The sequence below is a fragment of the Mariniflexile sp. AS56 genome, assembly GCF_030552475.1.
GTDB lineage: Bacteria > Bacteroidota > Bacteroidia > Flavobacteriales > Flavobacteriaceae > Mariniflexile.
The window spans coordinates 1-16,787 of sequence record NZ_JAUPED010000013.1; the positions used below are offsets into that span (position 1 = coordinate 1).

Annotated in this window: 15 protein-coding genes; 6 read left to right on the top strand and 9 right to left on the bottom strand. The window is 32.0% G+C overall.

The window, feature by feature from the left end:
• The 5 genes from Q5N74_RS14680 to Q5N74_RS14700 all read right to left on the bottom strand — a co-directional run.
• Window positions 1-2,474 (bottom strand): LamG-like jellyroll fold domain-containing protein (locus Q5N74_RS14680; RefSeq protein WP_304389685.1); only part of this gene is annotated, 2,474 nt, incomplete at its 3' end.
• Between the two features lie 259 nt (window positions 2,475-2,733).
• Window positions 2,734-3,456, bottom strand: coding sequence for a LuxR C-terminal-related transcriptional regulator (locus Q5N74_RS14685; RefSeq protein ID WP_304389686.1), 723 nt, complete (start codon window positions 3,454-3,456; stop codon window positions 2,734-2,736).
• A 180-nt stretch (window positions 3,457-3,636) separates the two neighbouring features.
• Window positions 3,637-4,215 carry a nicotinate (nicotinamide) nucleotide adenylyltransferase gene (gene nadD, locus Q5N74_RS14690; RefSeq protein ID WP_304389688.1) on the bottom strand — a complete coding sequence of 193 codons (579 nt, stop codon included), beginning with the start codon at window positions 4,213-4,215 and terminating at the stop codon, window positions 3,637-3,639.
• A gap of 12 nt (window positions 4,216-4,227) precedes the next feature.
• A complete protein-coding gene (gene gmk / locus Q5N74_RS14695) occupies window positions 4,228-4,818 on the bottom strand; it encodes a guanylate kinase (protein ID WP_304389690.1) in 591 nt (196 codons plus the stop codon).
• 61 nt (window positions 4,819-4,879) lie between these two features.
• Window positions 4,880-5,737 (bottom strand): YicC/YloC family endoribonuclease, encoded by an 858-nt coding sequence (locus Q5N74_RS14700; RefSeq protein WP_304389692.1) that lies wholly within the window; start codon window positions 5,735-5,737, stop codon window positions 4,880-4,882.
• Window positions 5,738-6,036: 299 nt separating this feature from the next.
• On the opposite strand from Q5N74_RS14700, the gene Q5N74_RS14705 reads away from it, so the two are divergent.
• Window positions 6,037-7,140, top strand: coding sequence for a formylglycine-generating enzyme family protein (locus Q5N74_RS14705; RefSeq protein ID WP_304389694.1), 1,104 nt, complete (start codon window positions 6,037-6,039; stop codon window positions 7,138-7,140).
• Window positions 7,141-7,230: 90 nt separating this feature from the next.
• On the opposite strand, the gene Q5N74_RS14710 is transcribed toward Q5N74_RS14705, so the two are convergent.
• The 4 genes from Q5N74_RS14710 to tcmP all read right to left on the bottom strand — a co-directional run bounded on the left by Q5N74_RS14710 (window position 7,231) and on the right by tcmP (window position 10,514).
• Window positions 7,231-7,719, bottom strand: coding sequence for a nuclear transport factor 2 family protein (locus Q5N74_RS14710; protein ID WP_304389695.1), 489 nt, complete (start codon window positions 7,717-7,719; stop codon window positions 7,231-7,233).
• Between the two features lie 56 nt (window positions 7,720-7,775).
• Window positions 7,776-8,510, bottom strand: coding sequence for a hypothetical protein (locus tag Q5N74_RS14715; RefSeq protein WP_304389697.1), 735 nt, complete (start codon window positions 8,508-8,510; stop codon window positions 7,776-7,778).
• Window positions 8,511-8,665: 155 nt separating this feature from the next.
• Window positions 8,666-9,391, bottom strand: coding sequence for a DUF5131 family protein (locus Q5N74_RS14720; protein ID WP_304389699.1), 726 nt, complete (start codon window positions 9,389-9,391; stop codon window positions 8,666-8,668).
• Between the two features lies 1 nt (window position 9,392).
• On the bottom strand, window positions 9,393-10,514 hold the full coding sequence (gene tcmP, locus Q5N74_RS14725) for a three-Cys-motif partner protein TcmP (protein ID WP_304389700.1): 1,122 nt from the start codon (window positions 10,512-10,514) through the stop codon (window positions 9,393-9,395).
• Window positions 10,515-11,156: 642 nt separating this feature from the next.
• Here tcmP and Q5N74_RS14730 point away from each other — a divergent pair.
• From Q5N74_RS14730 to Q5N74_RS14750, 5 genes are all read left to right on the top strand, one after another.
• On the top strand, window positions 11,157-12,425 hold the full coding sequence (locus tag Q5N74_RS14730; RefSeq protein WP_304389701.1) for a site-specific integrase: 1,269 nt from the start codon (window positions 11,157-11,159) through the stop codon (window positions 12,423-12,425).
• 1 nt (window position 12,426) lies between these two features.
• Entirely contained in the window at window positions 12,427-13,518 is a 1,092-nt protein-coding gene (locus Q5N74_RS14735; protein ID WP_304389702.1) for a hypothetical protein, read from the top strand.
• Window positions 13,519-13,606: 88 nt separating this feature from the next.
• Window positions 13,607-13,888, top strand: a complete 282-nt coding sequence (locus Q5N74_RS14740) for a helix-turn-helix domain-containing protein (RefSeq protein WP_304389703.1) — start codon at window positions 13,607-13,609, stop codon at window positions 13,886-13,888.
• Window positions 13,889-13,964: 76 nt separating this feature from the next.
• Entirely contained in the window at window positions 13,965-15,308 is a 1,344-nt protein-coding gene (locus tag Q5N74_RS14745) for a DUF3987 domain-containing protein (RefSeq protein ID WP_304389705.1), read from the top strand.
• A gap of 186 nt (window positions 15,309-15,494) precedes the next feature.
• Window positions 15,495-16,451, top strand: a complete 957-nt coding sequence (locus Q5N74_RS14750) for a DUF6371 domain-containing protein (RefSeq protein ID WP_304389707.1) — start codon at window positions 15,495-15,497, stop codon at window positions 16,449-16,451.
• The last annotated feature ends 336 nt before the right edge of the window (window positions 16,452-16,787 follow it).

The window sequence follows — 16,787 nt, forward strand, 5'->3', positions numbered from 1 at the left end:
ATTAAATTAGTGGCATTGGTGTTAGGAAGCGCATTCCATGATTGACTGATGTTATCAAACGAATACATTGATGGGTTTCCTGTGCCTGTAGCATCAAACCCATTTGCATTTGTTAAAGATCCTGTTATATGAGTTCCTAATTGCCAGTTGTTTGAAATAAATGTACTAGTTGTAACAGGCGAACTTAATAATCTAAAGGCTCTTTTAGCCGAAACGTAGCGTTCTATCGTAGCGTCGCCCACAAAAGTACCTATTCCTGCACCTATTGATGCAGAACCTGTAATATCTGACTGGAACGTAAGTGATCCATAGTTTGTAACGGTACTATTATTTATTATTACAGAATTAGGATTGAATGTTAAAGCGGCACCAGTAGCTATTGTTATACCATAACAAGAATCCAAAATTAAAGTTTGACTGGGAGTAATTACCGGAAAGTTTGTTGCCCCACTTGGAATGCTTATGTTTGATGTTGGAGATAAGCCTGGGCTTACATTGTTTACCCAGTTTCCATTGTTTGTCCAATCTGTGTTGATAGCGCCGCTCCAAACTAGTTGTTCTAATTCAACAGTTACAGTTTGTGTGCAGGTTGTAATATTTCCTGCAGCATCTTTTGCTGTCCAAGTTATAATGGTTTCTCCTACAGGATAGATAGTGGTATTAGTGCCTGTCCAATTAGCAGTTAGTTGGTTGTTATAATTATAAGCAATTGGAGTGTTGTAAGTCGTTGGTGCATTATTAGTAAAAGTTACACCATTAAAAGATTTACCTTCTACCCAATTTGAAGTGGGCCCGTTTAGGGTGAAATTAATCAAAGTAATGTCATAACCGTTGCCAGAATCGTCTTTAATAGTAGTGACACCTGCGTTATTACCTCCAGCAATACCTTCATTAAAATGATATAAAGCAATCAATCCTGGTTGTGCCTCAATTTCGCTATTCATTTCTTTTTGAATTTGTTCCTGTGTGCGGGCAACATTCCAAACATGAACTTCGTCTAAAATACCGCCTAATCCCAAAGGAAAATAGTCATTTAGCAATTGATTAAAGTCGATAGTTGCGGTGAAGGTTGCTAAATCATAATTTGCAGCAATTAACGCGCTTATATTTGGAACAATGGTGCCTACAAGAATACCATTATGGTATACTTTTAGTATAGTACCATCAAAACTTAATGCTAAATGTTGCCATGTATTTACTTTAAATACATCTTTAATAAAATCAAGTTCAGGTGGGAACGATGGATTTTGTAGCCTAGGATATATCCATCCACTTATTGATGCTTGCTCGTTTTCTAGTAATACGTCGGTGAAGTCTGGGATTTTCAAGCCATTACCTATCCCGCCAAAATCTAAAGCATTACCAGTGGTAACACATCCATTGGTTATTGTTGGTATTCCTAGAGAAACATTTTTAGCCCCACATATTCCTGGAGTATTGTTTACAATTATATTGATAGGACAAGAAATAATAGGAGCTTCTGTGTTATTTACAGTGACAGTGACAGTGAATGTGCATTCGGAACTTCCAGAACTGTCAGTTGTCGTTGCTGTAACGGTCGTTTCTCCGATAGGGAACAGACTGCCAGAAGCAGGGGCGTAAGACGTTATTGCGTTTGGTGTTCCTGTAGAGGCTAAGGGGAAATTAACAATGGCTCCACATTCGTTTGGATCATTATTTGTTACAATGTTTTTTGGACATACGTTACAAATTCCTTCTGCAATCCAGTTTGAAGAATCTCCCGTTAAAGTAAACCCATAAAGTGTACCGTTAAAGTTGTTAGGTGAAAGATCATTAAGTGTACTTGTTCCTAGATTAGAACCATTGGGAACGCCTTGATTAAAGTTGTAATAAGCCAAAAGATTATTTTCTTGACCTGTTAAGTTACATTTATTTTTGTTTGATAAAACCTCAGCTTCAGTTAATGGTTTGTCCCAGATTCGGAATTCATCTATTTTTCCTTGATAGTTTCTGTCTGCACCCGCGGAAAACCCTCTTCCAATCACAAAATTAGGAAAAGTTGTTGCAAATGCTGTTGGAGAGGCATCTACTTTTTTAATTCCGTCTAGGTAAATAATGAATTTTCCAGCACTTTGATTACTTATTACAACTACATGGTGCCAATCATCAGATAATATCTCACCATTAGGAACAATCGAATATGCGCCAGAAGTTCCATATACATATAAACGACCAAGCGGCCAGTTGGAACTAAGCTCCATTCTAATTTCACTACCTCCATTTAAAATATCATTTGAATCAAAGATGTTTTGGTAATTAGTAGTTCCATTTGGTTTAAACCAGGTTTCAATAGTCCAGTTATTAACAGAGCCAAGGTTGCCTAAAGCAATATAATCAGTAGGGCCGCCAAAATCAAGTGCTTTCCCAGAAGGGGGTGTCTGGGCATAACTAAATAAAGTAAAGAAAAATAAAAGTAGGGGAAATAAAGATGTTGTGTGTAATTTTGTTTTCATAGAGATTCATGTTGATTAATAGCATTTTTTAACCAAGACATAATAGATAATAGAATATTACTGTTTTGTACTTAATAAATTTAAAAACCAGTAAAAATTATACATTTAGGTAGATTTTTTTGAGGGACTAATTGATGATATTAACGTTAAATAGGGAGTGTTAACGGGTATGATTAAATAGCAAAGCAAAAATAGATTTTTAAACTTTGTAAAAAAATACCACATACATGGTATTACTACGAAATGTTTGAAAATTCCGTCAAAATACACCGTTGTTTTCGCAAAAAATAAGTAACCCTTTTACGTCATGACAATTAGACTTTTTGAAGATGTTTTTTCGGTGTGATATTACGGTGTGAGGGCTCAGGTGAATTTTCAAAGCAATTTGTTTTGTAGTCAACTCCTTTTTTATAAGACTTATTATTTCTATTTCTCTTTTAGTAAATAAATCTAAATGTTCACAATAAATCTTTTCCTTAAAATGCGTGATATTAAATTCGTCTAAAAAAACGTCCCACTCAACAGTGTCATTTGTGTTCATAAATGAAATATCGGTAAGCATGGTCCAGTAACTTACTAAATCACCGTTTTCATCTGTTTGAAAGGGCGCTATTTGGCTAAGTACCTTTAAGAAGGAGCCATCCTTTTTTTGAATTCTAAAGCTTTTGGTTAAAAAATGACTTCCCTTTTTAATAGTGGTTTTATTAATGAAGTCTACACTAGTTTTTATAATACGGTTTACTAATAACTTATCTTCAGGGTGTATTTTATTTAAAACAACATCCATATTAAATTCGTCTTTACTATAACCGAGCATGGAAGTAACGCCCAATGTAAAAACAATTTGTGACTGATTCCAATCTAGAACGTACAGACATTGCTTGTTTGTAACAAAAGGTGTTTTTTTGAGTGTATTAAATTGCTTTTTTATGTTACTTAATCCATGAAAATCTTGAGTAAGCGAAGAAGAGAGGTTAATCATGAATCTTGAATGGATAAATTAATTTTTATTAAATTTTAATAAAATAAATGAGTTCCATACAAATAATCCGACAAAATACAGTAATAAGCACTTAAAAGGCTAATAGTTATTACAGTAAATTATTATTCACACTGTAGTCCTTTGCTTATTTTTTATAATTATTTACGGTAAATTCGTGTTTTACCTATAAAAATTCATCTCATCCAAATACGCCCAAACATTTTCTGGCAACATGGGTTTTACATTTTTAGAATTTTTAACGGCCTTACGTATAAACGTAGAAGAGAGTTCCATGATGGGAGCATCGATGTGATGGATTTTTTCATGCCCATCAAATTGTGTTTCCACGACATCCTTTGAAACACGTGGATAGACATAAATATGGTGGTTTTCAAGAATAATCTCGTAGTTTTTCCATTTATGGAAACTCTTTAAATTGTCTTCACCCATAATTAATGAAAACGTATGTTTCGGGTATTTTTCCTGTAAATAAGCGAGTGTATTTACCGTGTAGTTAGGTTGGGGAAGGTTAAATTCAATATCGCTTGGTTGTAGTTTATCATAGCCTTTTGTGGCTAAAAAAACCATTTCCAAGCGTTGGTAATTATCCAATAAGGAGCTTTTCTTTTTAAACGGATTGTGTGGCGTAACTACAAACCAAATAGCGTCTAAATTACTATATTCTGCCATGTGGTTGGCAATCACCAAGTGCCCAATATGTATGGGGTTGAAAGAGCCAAAATACAATCCGATTTTCATAAAAGCTTTTTTTTAAGAATTCACAAAATCGCTTACCAATTTCTCGGCTTCCTCCAGTGCGTTTTCTAAATGGTCGTTTACCACAATAACATCAAATAAAGGGGCGGTTGCTAATTCGGCCGATGCCTTGGCAACACGCATGTTTATTTTATCTTCAGTTTCCGTTTTGCGGTTTTTTAAACGAATTTTTAGGGCGTCTATACTTGGGGGTTTTACAAAAATGGCTAAAGTTTCATCAGGAAATTTTCGTTTAATACGCAAACCACCAGAAACGTCAATATCAAAAATAACATTTTTGCCCATGGCCCAAATGCGTTCAACTTCCGTTTTTAAAGTACCGTAAAAATTATCGCGATACACTTCTTCCCATTCTAAAAAAGAATCGTTTTTAATGTTGTTTTTAAAATCTTCTAACGATAAAAAATAATAATCTTTAGCATGTACTTCGGTGCCGCGTTTTTCTCTAGAAGTTGCCGAAATAGAGAATTCTAAATCTAATTTTTCAATACCTAATAAATGCCTTACTATAGTTGTTTTTCCTGAACCCGATGGTGCCGAAAACACAATAAGTTTTCCTTTTTTTGTAGTCTCTTGTTTTGTCACGAATACGCTAATATTTTCTATTTACTAATACTATAAAATCCAACTGAATACTTTCAGTTAATTACAGTACATTTAATAATTGTTCCTTAATTTTCTCTAACTCATCCTTCATTTGCACCACCAGTTGTTGCATAGGTGCATAATTACTTTTAGAACCAATGGTGTTTATTTCTCGACCCATTTCTTGGCCAATAAACCCTAGTTTTTTTCCGTTAGAATCTTTAGAATTAATACATTCAATAAAATAATTCAAATGGTTTTTTAAACGCACTTTTTCTTCAGTGATATCAAATTTTTCAATGTAATACACCAATTCTTGTTCAAAGCGGTTTTCGTCGTATTTGCCCTTTAATTCTTCTACACCCTTTAGTAAACGTTCACGCACACCAATAACACGGTCGGGATCCATGGCAATTACTTGCTCCAATAAATCATCAATAATAGCAACACGTTTATTAAAATCCTGTTCCAATACTTTACCTTCATTTAAACGGTGCTTGTTTAAATCTACAATGGCTTTATTAACTTCCACAGCAATGGTTTTCCACTCATTTTCGTCAATTTCTTCACGAACCGTGTTTAAAGCATCTGGAAAACGCACCGCCATTTTTAATAATTCAATATCATTACCAGCAACCACTTGGCGTAATTGCTCGATGTATTGCTTCACAACAGGCGTGTTAATTTGGGTAGATGTGTCTTCGGCAGTTGCTTCCACATAAATAGAAAAATCTACTTTACCACGTTCTAAGTTATCGGCAAGTAACTTTCTAATAGCTAGTTCCTTTTCTCTATAAATAGAAGGCATTCTCGCATTTAAGTCTAAACTTTTGCTGTTTAAAGATTTTAGCTCGATAGTTACTTTTTTGGTGGGCAATTGCAAAACAGATTTTCCATAACCTGTCATTGAATATATCATAAACTGGAGTATTAAGTTGTGCAAAGGTAATTAAAACCTAAACGATAGAAAACACCTATTTTACCTTGTGTGCACTATACTAAATATATAGACAAGTTTTTGGGCGTTACCACAAGGGTCGGGCTATACGTTACAAGTCCGCGCTCGTACCTCGCTGTGGGCTTTCCACTACTATCCCTAACGCGAGCTATCAGCCTTATTGGTTTTATGTTAAAAAAAGCAGTTTAAACCTATAAAGTAGTTTTTAAAGTAATTAATAAATACTTTTGTGACTATAGTTACTTTTTAAAAATAGATTAATGAAAGCCAGAACCCGTATACTTATTACCCTTGTTAGTTTTTTTGTGGTAGTTGCATGTAAAAAACAAAAATCAGATTCAGATGTTTTGACAGCAGATAACAGCCACACAGAACTAAGCGATAGTTTAATTAAAAACCCGCCCCAAGGTATGGTCTGGGTACCTGCAGGAACCTTTTTGCAAGGTGCTGTACCGCAAGATAAAATGGCTATGAAGCATGAAAAACCACAACACCCCGTAGAGGTAGATGGTTTTTTTATGGATATCACCGAAGTAACCAACGCTCAATATTCAAAATTCGTTAAAGAAACAGGTTATATTACTATTGCAGAACGCGTGATAGATTGGGAAGAAATGAAAAAACAATTACCAGAAGGTACACCCAAACCTCACGATTCTATTATGCAACCAGGCTCTTTAATGTTTAAGAAAACAAAAGAATCTGTTGCTAATTTATTCGATTTTTCACAATGGTGGCGTTGGGCCATTGGCGTGAATTGGAAACACCCAAGCGGACCAGATACAAACCTAGAAGGTAAAGAAAACCACCCTGTAGTACATATTGCGTATGAAGATGCACAAGCTTATTGTACATGGGCAGGCAGACGCTTACCAACCGAAGCAGAATGGGAATATGCAGCTAGAGGTGCGAATAATAATACCATATTTTTCTGGGGCGATGATCACGATAAATTATCTAAAAAAGCAAATAGTTGGGAAGGTGAATTTCCTGTATATAATACTTTAAATGATGGGTTTGAAAGAACGGCACCCGTTAAAACATATCCAGCTAATGGTTATGGTTTGTACGATATGGCAGGTAATGTTTGGGAGTTCACCACCGATTGGTATAACATGAACTATTACGACGCGTTGGCTGCCAAAAAAGTTACAACCATGAACCCAAAAGGAGCCGATAGAGCTTACAACCCAAACAACCCTTATTTACAAGAAAAAATAATTAAAGGAGGTTCCTTTTTATGTAGTGATTCCTATTGTGCAAGTTATAGAGTATCTTCTAGAATGGGTACCAGTATGGATTCTTCCGCAGAACATGTTGGTTTTAGAACCGTGGCAACTCCAGATATGCTAGCTAAGAAATAAAAGATACACTTTATCCATAAAAAAAAAGCTTTAGCATAATTGCTGAAGCTTTTTTTTATGGCGGGTAGTTTTAAAAGTAATCTGTTAAACTCAATGTAAACTTATAACTTTTGATATTTTCCAATGTCCGTTTTCATTGTGCCACATAATGATGAACTTGCTTGGTATGGATTCAGCATCTGGTTCTTGATTATTGTAAAATTTGTGAAACCCTATTTGAACAGCTCCATAATTTTTAATGGGATATACTTCAATAGTTCCATCAATTAATTCTCTTGTAACTTTATCGCAAATGTTCTGCTTAGTTCCTTCAATTAGTTCTTTTTTTGAGGTCATTAAACCTCCTTTATCGTGAAAAAACTCAATATCGTCAGAGTAAATTGAAGCCTGCTTTTCCAAATCACAGTCGTTATATGCGTCAAAAAACACCTTGTCCATTGCTTTTATTTCGTCGAATAACTTTTTGTCAACAGGAACATAGTTCCTTATTTGGGCGAATTTTTTTTCAGCTTTTGTTATACACGAAACAAAAGCGGTTATCAGAAATAGAATAGTAAATAGTTTAATTGATTTTTTCATATTCACGTAATGTTGATTTCAGGCTCTGTTTTCGCTTGCAGGTAACGTTTATGTGGCTAGTTTTTTATTTTTAAATAGTCATATATTTCATTGAATTTGTATTTCAACTCAATTATTGGTGTTAAACTTTTAATAGCATTTGGTAAATAACAACTCACATTTATTTCTATAAAATCAGGGTGAATTGAGAATGATTTAAGGTTAAAAGAATTTTCACAATCTTCATAATACTCCAAAGCCCATTCATAAGTTGATTGGTCGAGTTCGGCCTCTTTATCATTCAACATTTCTTTTAATTCTATTTTCTGCTTTTTAAATTGAGTTTCTTTATCCTTGAAAACACGTGTTTTAAATGCTCCTGTTATATCTATTATTTCTGAAAAGTCTAAAGGTTTTCCTGTAATTGTTGAATAGTTAAAGTATTCAGTCCAATATGAACAATATGCTCCGCAACCTTCAGCACTTATGTTTAGAGATAAAATGCCATTCTTGTTATATGTTACTTTAAAATCAATGTCAATAATTTGGTCATGTGCCCATTTTATCAAAGTTGAGTCAATGGAATCGGTCGGATATTCATTTGAGGTGAATTTATTCTTTAAATCAAAATTAATCAAAGAATCAATGCCTTTATTTCCTGTTTTAATAATTGGAAAATTTATACTGTCCGATTGAAGCTGGTTGAAACTATCACTAATCTTTAATTTTACAGTGAGCGTGTCAATTTGAACATTTTGTCCAAAAGCTCCAATTCCAATAAACACTAATAATATTGTTAAGATTTTTGTCATTTTCAAATTAGTGATAATGTTTGTGTAAATGGAAAGTTTCGTTGTTATGCACGTGATGTAGTAAAAAAACTGAATAAAAAATCCGACGTAATTTTCGGAAGTAATCTGAAATTAAGCAATTAAATATACGTGTTGTTGGCAACTAGTTTTTTTTTTCAGACGCTATGTTGCAATTCAATTTCGGGCATTTCATCATAGGTTCGGCCATTTAATTCTCTTCCGTTTTTCTTTTTGTTTTTTCCACCCCATTGTTTAAAGAAAAACGCTACATCAGCCTTTTCGCATTGTTCTTTGATATCAATTACCCAATCAGCATCCATTGGTCTTGGATTGTGTCCGCTTTCTCCGCCAACAATTACCCAATCTATATTTTTTAAATTCAGATTTGGTAGTTCTCCAATTAATGGTTCGAGAGACAGAAATTTTACTCTTGCATTAGTTTTTCTCAAAAAGTCAATTCTATTTTCTACTTTTTGTTCCTCAACAGAAACTCCCATCCAAATGTTATGTGTCCATTTTAATTCTTTATGCAATTCGAATAGTCTTTGGGCTCTTTTAGTCAAAACTTGAAAAACGTGTTGTGGGTTTTCGTTCATAACCTTAAAGACCTTTTTTATAAATTCTAATGGTATTTGTTCGTGAAATAAATCACTCATAGAGTTTACGAAAACTACTTTTGACTTTTTCCAAGTATATGGTGTTTTGAGTGCAGATTCGTGTGTGCGAACCTCGAAATTATCTTTGTATTTTTCAACGCCCATTGCTTGAAGTCGTTTAGACATAATTTCCGCATAACAGAATTTACAACCTTGAGAAACCTTGGTGCAACCAGTTGTCGGATTCCAAGTCATTTCTGTCCATTCTATACTTGATTGTGCCATTTTACTTTGAGATTATTTTATAAGTTACAATATTATCTTTTCTAAACACATTTACATAATTTAAGAAAGGTGATTTTCCTTCATATTCCAACTTACCTTGTTTTTTCATTAGCTTTAATAAATCAACTGCGTGTTGTGGAATATGTCCATTTGAATAAGTGTACATTAAGACAACTTTATTTGTAACGGTTTTTCTTTCTAAAAGTTTGGTTTCTAATTCGTTTTTAAATTTCTCAACTTTTGTCAATTTTTGTCCATCAAACATATCGAGTTGAATCTTACTGTTATCCTCATCAATGTCAAAATCAGCCTCTCCGTTTAAGTTATTTCTTTTCCAAGCTATATTCATAAATTTATCAACTGCGGCATAATTCTTTGCTCCAAATATGATTCCGTAAATATTTCTCTTTTTCTTGATTGAAAATGGAAATAATTTTAATTCCGAATTTTTTGGAAGCCTTGAATTGATTTTATTGAAGACCAAACGATGCATATTTCGATATTGCTCACTTTCCAACTCTTTAATATCTATTTCTAAAGCTTTTTTAAATTCTTCTGTCATTCCATATCTTCTAAAAAAAGAAGACGATACAAAATAGATAAAATCAGTTGTATTTAATCTTTCAAGTTCATCAATATATTCTTGGGAAATGAATTTTACACCGTTTTGGTCTAAATAGACTAATGACGGATATTCTTTAATTGTTGGAATTAGTTTGAAGAATAATTTTTCTGCATCTTCATTGTAATAGTTTACATTAAGGAAATACTTGAATTTTGGGTTTTGCGAAATAAAATCTTCACAATTCTTTTTGAGTAGGTCAAATTTATTCTGTGTTTTTCTATTAGGCTCAAATTCATTGAAGTGTAAAACAATTTTAGTTTTAGTTCTTAAAATATTACCTAAATGCTCATTTATTTTAGATAAAAGGCGAATTGGGCTGCCAGCTATATTGTTTGAATCATAACCTGGTCCAGAAAAAAAGTCAAATATATGAATCTCGCTAAAGTGAGCTTGTGGCAAAAATGTTGGAATCCAAGCTTGAGCATAATCCTCAAATATTTCGAGTTTTGTTATTGTTCCACTATCAAAAGGTTCAGAATGTATGTTTTTTCCACTCATTTTAATTTATATCCGGATGTTTCTTTAGTTTGTTACCTACAAGTGGGGATAGATAATTAATTATCTATCCCCACTGTATATATTCCTTCAAATCTAAAGAATTATATTACATAATAGATTTAAATTTTTTAGATAATTAAATTTTATTTAAGCTATTCTAATCAATCGTGATGTAGATAACCAGAACTTCAGAACTAAGAACAACTATTAAATGGTTGAAATCAAAACATTAATCGCAGAAAAATCAACTTTAAATAAGTTTTAAAGCAGGTTTAAAATCAAGAATTTTCCCTCTAGAAGCCTTTATATTCAAACACTGTACGGTGTTTCTGTTTGATTGTTGGGTGTGTTTCCTGAGATTTCGATTCCTTTTTTAGTATAAAAAGACGTGAAAAGCGTTACTGTATGGTTGCTTTTTTTACATAAAAAAACCTGTTAATCCATTGATTAACAGGTTTTAAGTACTCAAGGCGGAAATCGCCACCGTTAATTAACTTTTTTTACTAAGTCTTTAAAACCGCTGTAACCCCTTTATTTTTAAACACTTGTTAATAAAAACAACTAAATATTTATTAAAAGAGATTAAGCTAAATTAAATAAAATTAAGTACTTTTCGGCAAGAAATCGGCAAAATATTTTAAGGTGAATTTAAAATACTTTATAGTTAAAGGTAAAAAAAAATATTTAAGTATATATGTGCGTTTTTGGGATAGTAAACGAATCGACCAAAAAACCCGTACCGGAATAAGTGTTTTATATAGTGATTGGTCAGAAAGTAAGCAGCGATTAAAAATTAAAGCAACAACTACGAACGTTGACTATATTAATAACAAACTAAATAACTTAGAAGTATTTGTTATTGATAAATACAATAAAGATTACAGCAACAAAAAACACATTTCTAGCACCTGGTTAAAAGATTGTGTTACCAATTTTTTTGGAAGAGTAGAAGGCGATGAAGAACATAAGGCTTATTTGGTGCCTTGGGTTAAAAAGTTTGTTAAAGAAGCTCCAGACAGACTGCATAAAGGCAAGCAAATTAAAGCCAGATCGGTTAAAAATTATACAACTACTTTAAATAAATTAATTTCGTTTGAAGAACATCAAAAAAGGAAGTATCGTTTTGAGGATATAGATCTTAATTTTCATCAAGAATTCATTCATTATTGCCGAGACATTGAAAAACTTAACAATAACTCAATAGGTAATATTATATCACGTATTAAGACGTTTTGTAGAGAAATTGAATTTGATGGTTACGCTATAAACCCACAATATAAAAGCAGCAATTTTAGCGCACCAAAAAACGAAACGTTCGACACTTACCTTAACGAAGAAGAAATAAATAAAATTTTCAACCATGATTTTAGTAAATCTGAAAGGCTTGATAATGTTAGAGATTTATTCATTATTGGGTTAAGAACAGGTTTAAGGGTTTCAGATTTTCTAAGAATTAAAAAGGAAAATATTTTGGGCAATGTTATAAATATTACAACCCTAAAAACGGAACAAAACCTTACAATACCTATACACCCACAATTTCAAAAAATCCTAGATAAACGCCAAGGCGGTTTTCCTCAAAGTATTTCAGACCAAAAATTTAATAAATACATCAAAGAAGTATGTAAGGAAGCTGGAATTGATACACCAACTTACGGTTCTGGTGTTAAGGAAGGTGAAAAAAAGAAAACGTTAGATATTTTTCCTAAACATGAATTAATAACCAGTCATTGCTGCCGAAGAAGTTTTGCAACCAATTTGTTTTTAGCTGGATTTGATAACGCAACTATAATGGCTGCAACGGGACACAAATCAACTAAACAATTTATTCAATACGTTAAAGCTTCTAATGAAGAGCATATTAAAAAGTTAAGTGAATATTGGGAGAAACAAAATAAAAAAGGAAATTAGAATGGAATTCTATAACAAAATTGGACTTGGAAATTATTACAACAAATCAATTTATGAGAAGGTTGATTTATTATTAGAAAGTGGTGCTTTTAAAACCCATTTGGTTGGTTTTGATATAGCTGATTATTTTAAAGAGGATTTTGAGGATGATTACTTAATTAATAAACACGATGATGAAATTGCTAAATTACCTGGTCTTTATGTTAATCCAGACGTTTTAAAGGAAATTCATGGTGTTGTTTTAAAGGGAATCATTGACGACCCATATCCCCAAACATATATAGGTATTGAATTAATTGATGACTATCAATTCGGATTAATGGCAGTAACTGACAATGAATCTAAAAAAGAAGTTATTAAGGGTTACTTAAAAGAGACGGTTAAATTATTTTCAAAATTCTGTGGCTCTGATACATCCCTTGGACTTGTTTTCACCATGGGATTTAACAAAGAAGAATTCTTTAAGTATGTCTATGATTATTATAATACTCAGAATACTTTAAGACAACCAAATAGTTACTTTGTATTGAAAATGGATGTTATAGCTCATTTGTGTCCTCCTAGTGATAAAGCCGATATCAAGTCTTACCTGTCCGCAGTTGATTTCATGGTAATTAAAGATTATTATTGTCATATAGAGTTTTTAAAAGAGGAGTTGTTAAAATGTAATCAGTTTCAAAAAACAAGGCTTACACCACTTCAGCAAGTGTGTTACATACATAAATTGAAGGAAAAACCACAAGTGTTTTTTTCTCTTGATATTCAAGAAAAATTAAGACATTTAAACAATATGACAGGAGGAAAAAACCCCAATAAAGAACTTCAATTAAAAACGTTAGAATGGTTAATTGAATTAGATAGTTTCAAACATGATGAGTTATTAGAAAATATTTCTGAATATGCAAGGAAGCTTAATGAAATATGTGAAAACGATTTATCAAATTTACGTAAAGCAATTAGATCCTTATATTGTACAACTCCTATTAAATCGAAAAACATAAAATCAAATAAAGATATTCTCCATAATGAAAAGTATAATAATGAACAGAAAAAACTAAGATTAGCCTTTGATAAAATTTATGACTTTTTTTAGATTTGGGTAATGCTTGGGCATACCCAATTGTTTAAAAGCTATTAATCACCATTAAGTTTGCCTTATAGAAACAAAAAATAAGGAAATAATGGTCAAACAAATTCTACAAATCGAAAACACGGAATCTTCCGAATTCATTCCAAAAATTCTAAAAGGCTTCCAAGACATATTAAATAAACAAAATAATACTTCAAAAGATGATGAAGTTTTATTAACAAGGGAGAGTGCTGCAGAAATGCTTTCTATCAGCCTTGTTACGTTGTGGAAATATACAAAGGATGATATTATCCCTGCGTACCGCATTGGCACGAAAGTGAGGTATAAAAAAAGCGAAATTCTACTTGCTTTAAAACAGATGAACAAATTCTAACATAAAGAAACCCAATTACATTGGTAGTGTAATTGGGTTTTATATTTTTTATAGCAGCAGACAAAAACAAAACACGATGCAAGATAAGAATTTAATATTGGATTCAATAGATTCCATTGAAAACAAGATAGATAAATATGTTTTATCAAATAAAGAAATTGCAATTAACGAACTTAATAAAGTTATTTCTCTACTTCCAATCGAAATAAGAGATTTTATTGAAGGAGCATTTAAATACAAAAGAATACCTAAAGAATATTTATTAAGTTCTATTCTATTTGCTTTTAGTAATGCGGCTGGGTTAGCTTTCAAAATTGATTGCATGAACCATACAAACTACCCAAACTTATACTTTGCCATTGTTGGGAGCAGAGGAGATACCAAATCTTCTGCAATGGATCTAGCAACAGCACCACTTAATGAGGTTGATAACAAAGAATATAAAGAATTTAAACAAAAGGAAAAAGAGATGAAAGAACTGCCTTCTGAAGATATGGAAGAATTAAAAAGGACTCAATTGTTCGTTCAAAACGCCACGATAGAAGCTACCATGTATGTTCATTATAAAAATCCATATTCAGTAGGTGTGTTTGTTGATGAACTTACTTTTTTAATTGAAAAGATGGCTAATAATAATAGTAGTGAAGGTGCTGGTTGGAGAACTTTTCTTTTACAAGGTTACACCAACCAACATATAGATATTTCAAGGAAAACAACTGATTCTTATAGAATTAATACATCATGTCCATCTCTTTTGGGATCCATTCAGCATCAGTTCATTCCTAAAATGCTAGCGAATGGTAATTTAGAAAGCGGATTAATCGATAGGTGGCTTTTTGCTAATAAATTAACCGGTAATACAGAATTTTCCAAAGAGATAATGCCGAGTTCAATGGCTGCAAATTATAATTATTTGTTACTTAATTTATATAAGTACAGAAAAAGTGTAGAAGAAAACAAGCATGAGTACAACATCCCATTAAGCGCAGAATCTATAAATAGAATAGGTAGTTATTCTCAAAACCTTCTTAATAAACAAGAGGGTTTAGGAGAGTATAATAAGGAATATATTTCTAAAATGTTGATTAGCATCCATAAATTGGTTTTACTGGTGCATTTGATAAAAAACGCTGCTAAAAGTACTTTTAAAAATACCATAACAATTGATACTGTTGAACTAGCGATACTTTTAAATGAATTTTACTTTACAAATTTCAAAATTGTCATAGATAGTAAAGAAAAATCTTTTGATGAAAAATCATTAGTTAAAGAAATTTTTATAAAAGCTATCAAAAATGGAGCTAATCAGACAGATGTTATTAAAATAACAGGGTTATCAAAAGGATATGTTTCTAAGAAGTGGAATCACTATTTAAAGGAAGGAAACAGGAAACAGGAAACAACACCTCTAAACAGCTAAAACGACTAATTTTACTGGCTTTGTGTAACTTTATATCTATTGTTGGAGTTTACTTTAAATTCTTAAAAAAAAGAAATGGAAACTTTTTAATGTTTAATAAAACTGTCGGAACTATTGGTTTTTCTAGTTTGTAATAGAATTTTGCACAGTGTTTCTTGTTTCCAGTTTCCATAAGCTATTTATAAGATGCTAAAAAAGTTAAATATTAAATACAGCTTTGAAAAGAAAAGAAATTTCAATATTACTACTCCCTGTTGCAATAATAATAATAAGGATGGTAAGTTTGTAAATTATCAAGGTTTGCCTATTAATTATGGCTACTGCCATTCGTGCGGTAAAGCAAGTTTGCCAACTCAAATTTATAAAGATGATAAAGGCGATCACTATTTATGGGATGAAATAACATCTAAGTTTATCAACTTTACTAATGATATAATTCCAAACAGATTAATTAAAAATGAAAAACAAATATCCAATCCAACCGAGAATAGGACAATAAATTATGTTTCAGAGGTAGAAATATGGAAACATTATTTAATTGAACCTGAAAACAATTTACTTAAATATTTAAGAAAGACTTATGGAAACAAGAAAGTTGATTTAGTTAAAGAAATGTATGTTATTGGCACTTGTACCAAAGGTGGAACTGTTTTTTGGAACATAAGTAAAGAATTAAACGTTCAAAAATCTAAAGTTTGTTTTTATGACACTAATGGCAAAAGGACTAATCGGTTTCAAGTTCCATATAAAAATGAGGATGGTTTTTATTCATGTTTATTCGGAGAACATTTAATTCTTGATAAATATAGAGGTAAACAAATACTTGTTTTGGTAGAAAGTGAAAAAACCGCTATTGTAGGCGATATTTGTATGCCTAAATACACATGGTTAGCTTATGGGGGTTCAAATGGGTTAACGGAGGGGAAATTAAAGCCTTTAATAGGTCATAAAGTTCTAATAATTCCAGATATATCAAGAACTGCAACAGATATAATGCTTAATAAAATACCATATTTAATTAAGCTAGGAATTAATGCGAAGGTATGGGATATGACTTATGGTAAATCAGATGAGGAACTTAATGAGGAGGGTGTTTATAATAAGGATTTGGAAGATTTGATTAGGGATTTGATTAATTATTAAATCAGATTTTTTCACCAAGTACACCCACTTTTCTTTACGGGTGTGGGTACAGGTTTAAACTATATTATATCCCTAATATAGGTTCGTAAGAACAAAAAAATACACACCCTCATTTTTTTACGGGTGCGGGTACAGGTTTAAACCATATTATATACCTAATATATCATCGTAAGAAGCAAAAATAAACCCACACCCGTATTTTTTTTACGGGTGTGGGTACGGTTCAGACCATGATATATACCTAATATATGATCGTTAGAAGAAAAAATAAACCCACACCCGTATTTTTTTTCGGGTGTGGGTACGGGTTTAGACCATGATATATACCTAATATAT

Coding starts and splice junctions, on each gene's coding strand:
- Q5N74_RS14685 (WP_304389686.1), bottom strand. CDS start 3,456: ATGATTAACCTCTCTTCTTCGCTTACTCAAGATTTTCATGGATTAAGT.
- nadD (WP_304389688.1), bottom strand. CDS start 4,215: ATGAAAATCGGATTGTATTTTGGCTCTTTCAACCCCATACATATTGGG.
- Q5N74_RS14700 (WP_304389692.1), bottom strand. CDS start 5,737: ATGATATATTCAATGACAGGTTATGGAAAATCTGTTTTGCAATTGCCC.
- Q5N74_RS14705 (WP_304389694.1), top strand. CDS start 6,037: ATGAAAGCCAGAACCCGTATACTTATTACCCTTGTTAGTTTTTTTGTG.
- Q5N74_RS14710 (WP_304389695.1), bottom strand. CDS start 7,719: ATGAAAAAATCAATTAAACTATTTACTATTCTATTTCTGATAACCGCT.
- Q5N74_RS14715 (WP_304389697.1), bottom strand. CDS start 8,510: ATGACAAAAATCTTAACAATATTATTAGTGTTTATTGGAATTGGAGCT.
- Q5N74_RS14720 (WP_304389699.1), bottom strand. CDS start 9,391: ATGGCACAATCAAGTATAGAATGGACAGAAATGACTTGGAATCCGACA.
- tcmP (WP_304389700.1), bottom strand. CDS start 10,514: ATGAGTGGAAAAAACATACATTCTGAACCTTTTGATAGTGGAACAATA.
- Q5N74_RS14735 (WP_304389702.1), top strand. CDS start 12,427: ATGGAATTCTATAACAAAATTGGACTTGGAAATTATTACAACAAATCA.
- Q5N74_RS14740 (WP_304389703.1), top strand. CDS start 13,607: ATGGTCAAACAAATTCTACAAATCGAAAACACGGAATCTTCCGAATTC.
- Q5N74_RS14745 (WP_304389705.1), top strand. CDS start 13,965: ATGCAAGATAAGAATTTAATATTGGATTCAATAGATTCCATTGAAAAC.
- Q5N74_RS14750 (WP_304389707.1), top strand. CDS start 15,495: ATGCTAAAAAAGTTAAATATTAAATACAGCTTTGAAAAGAAAAGAAAT.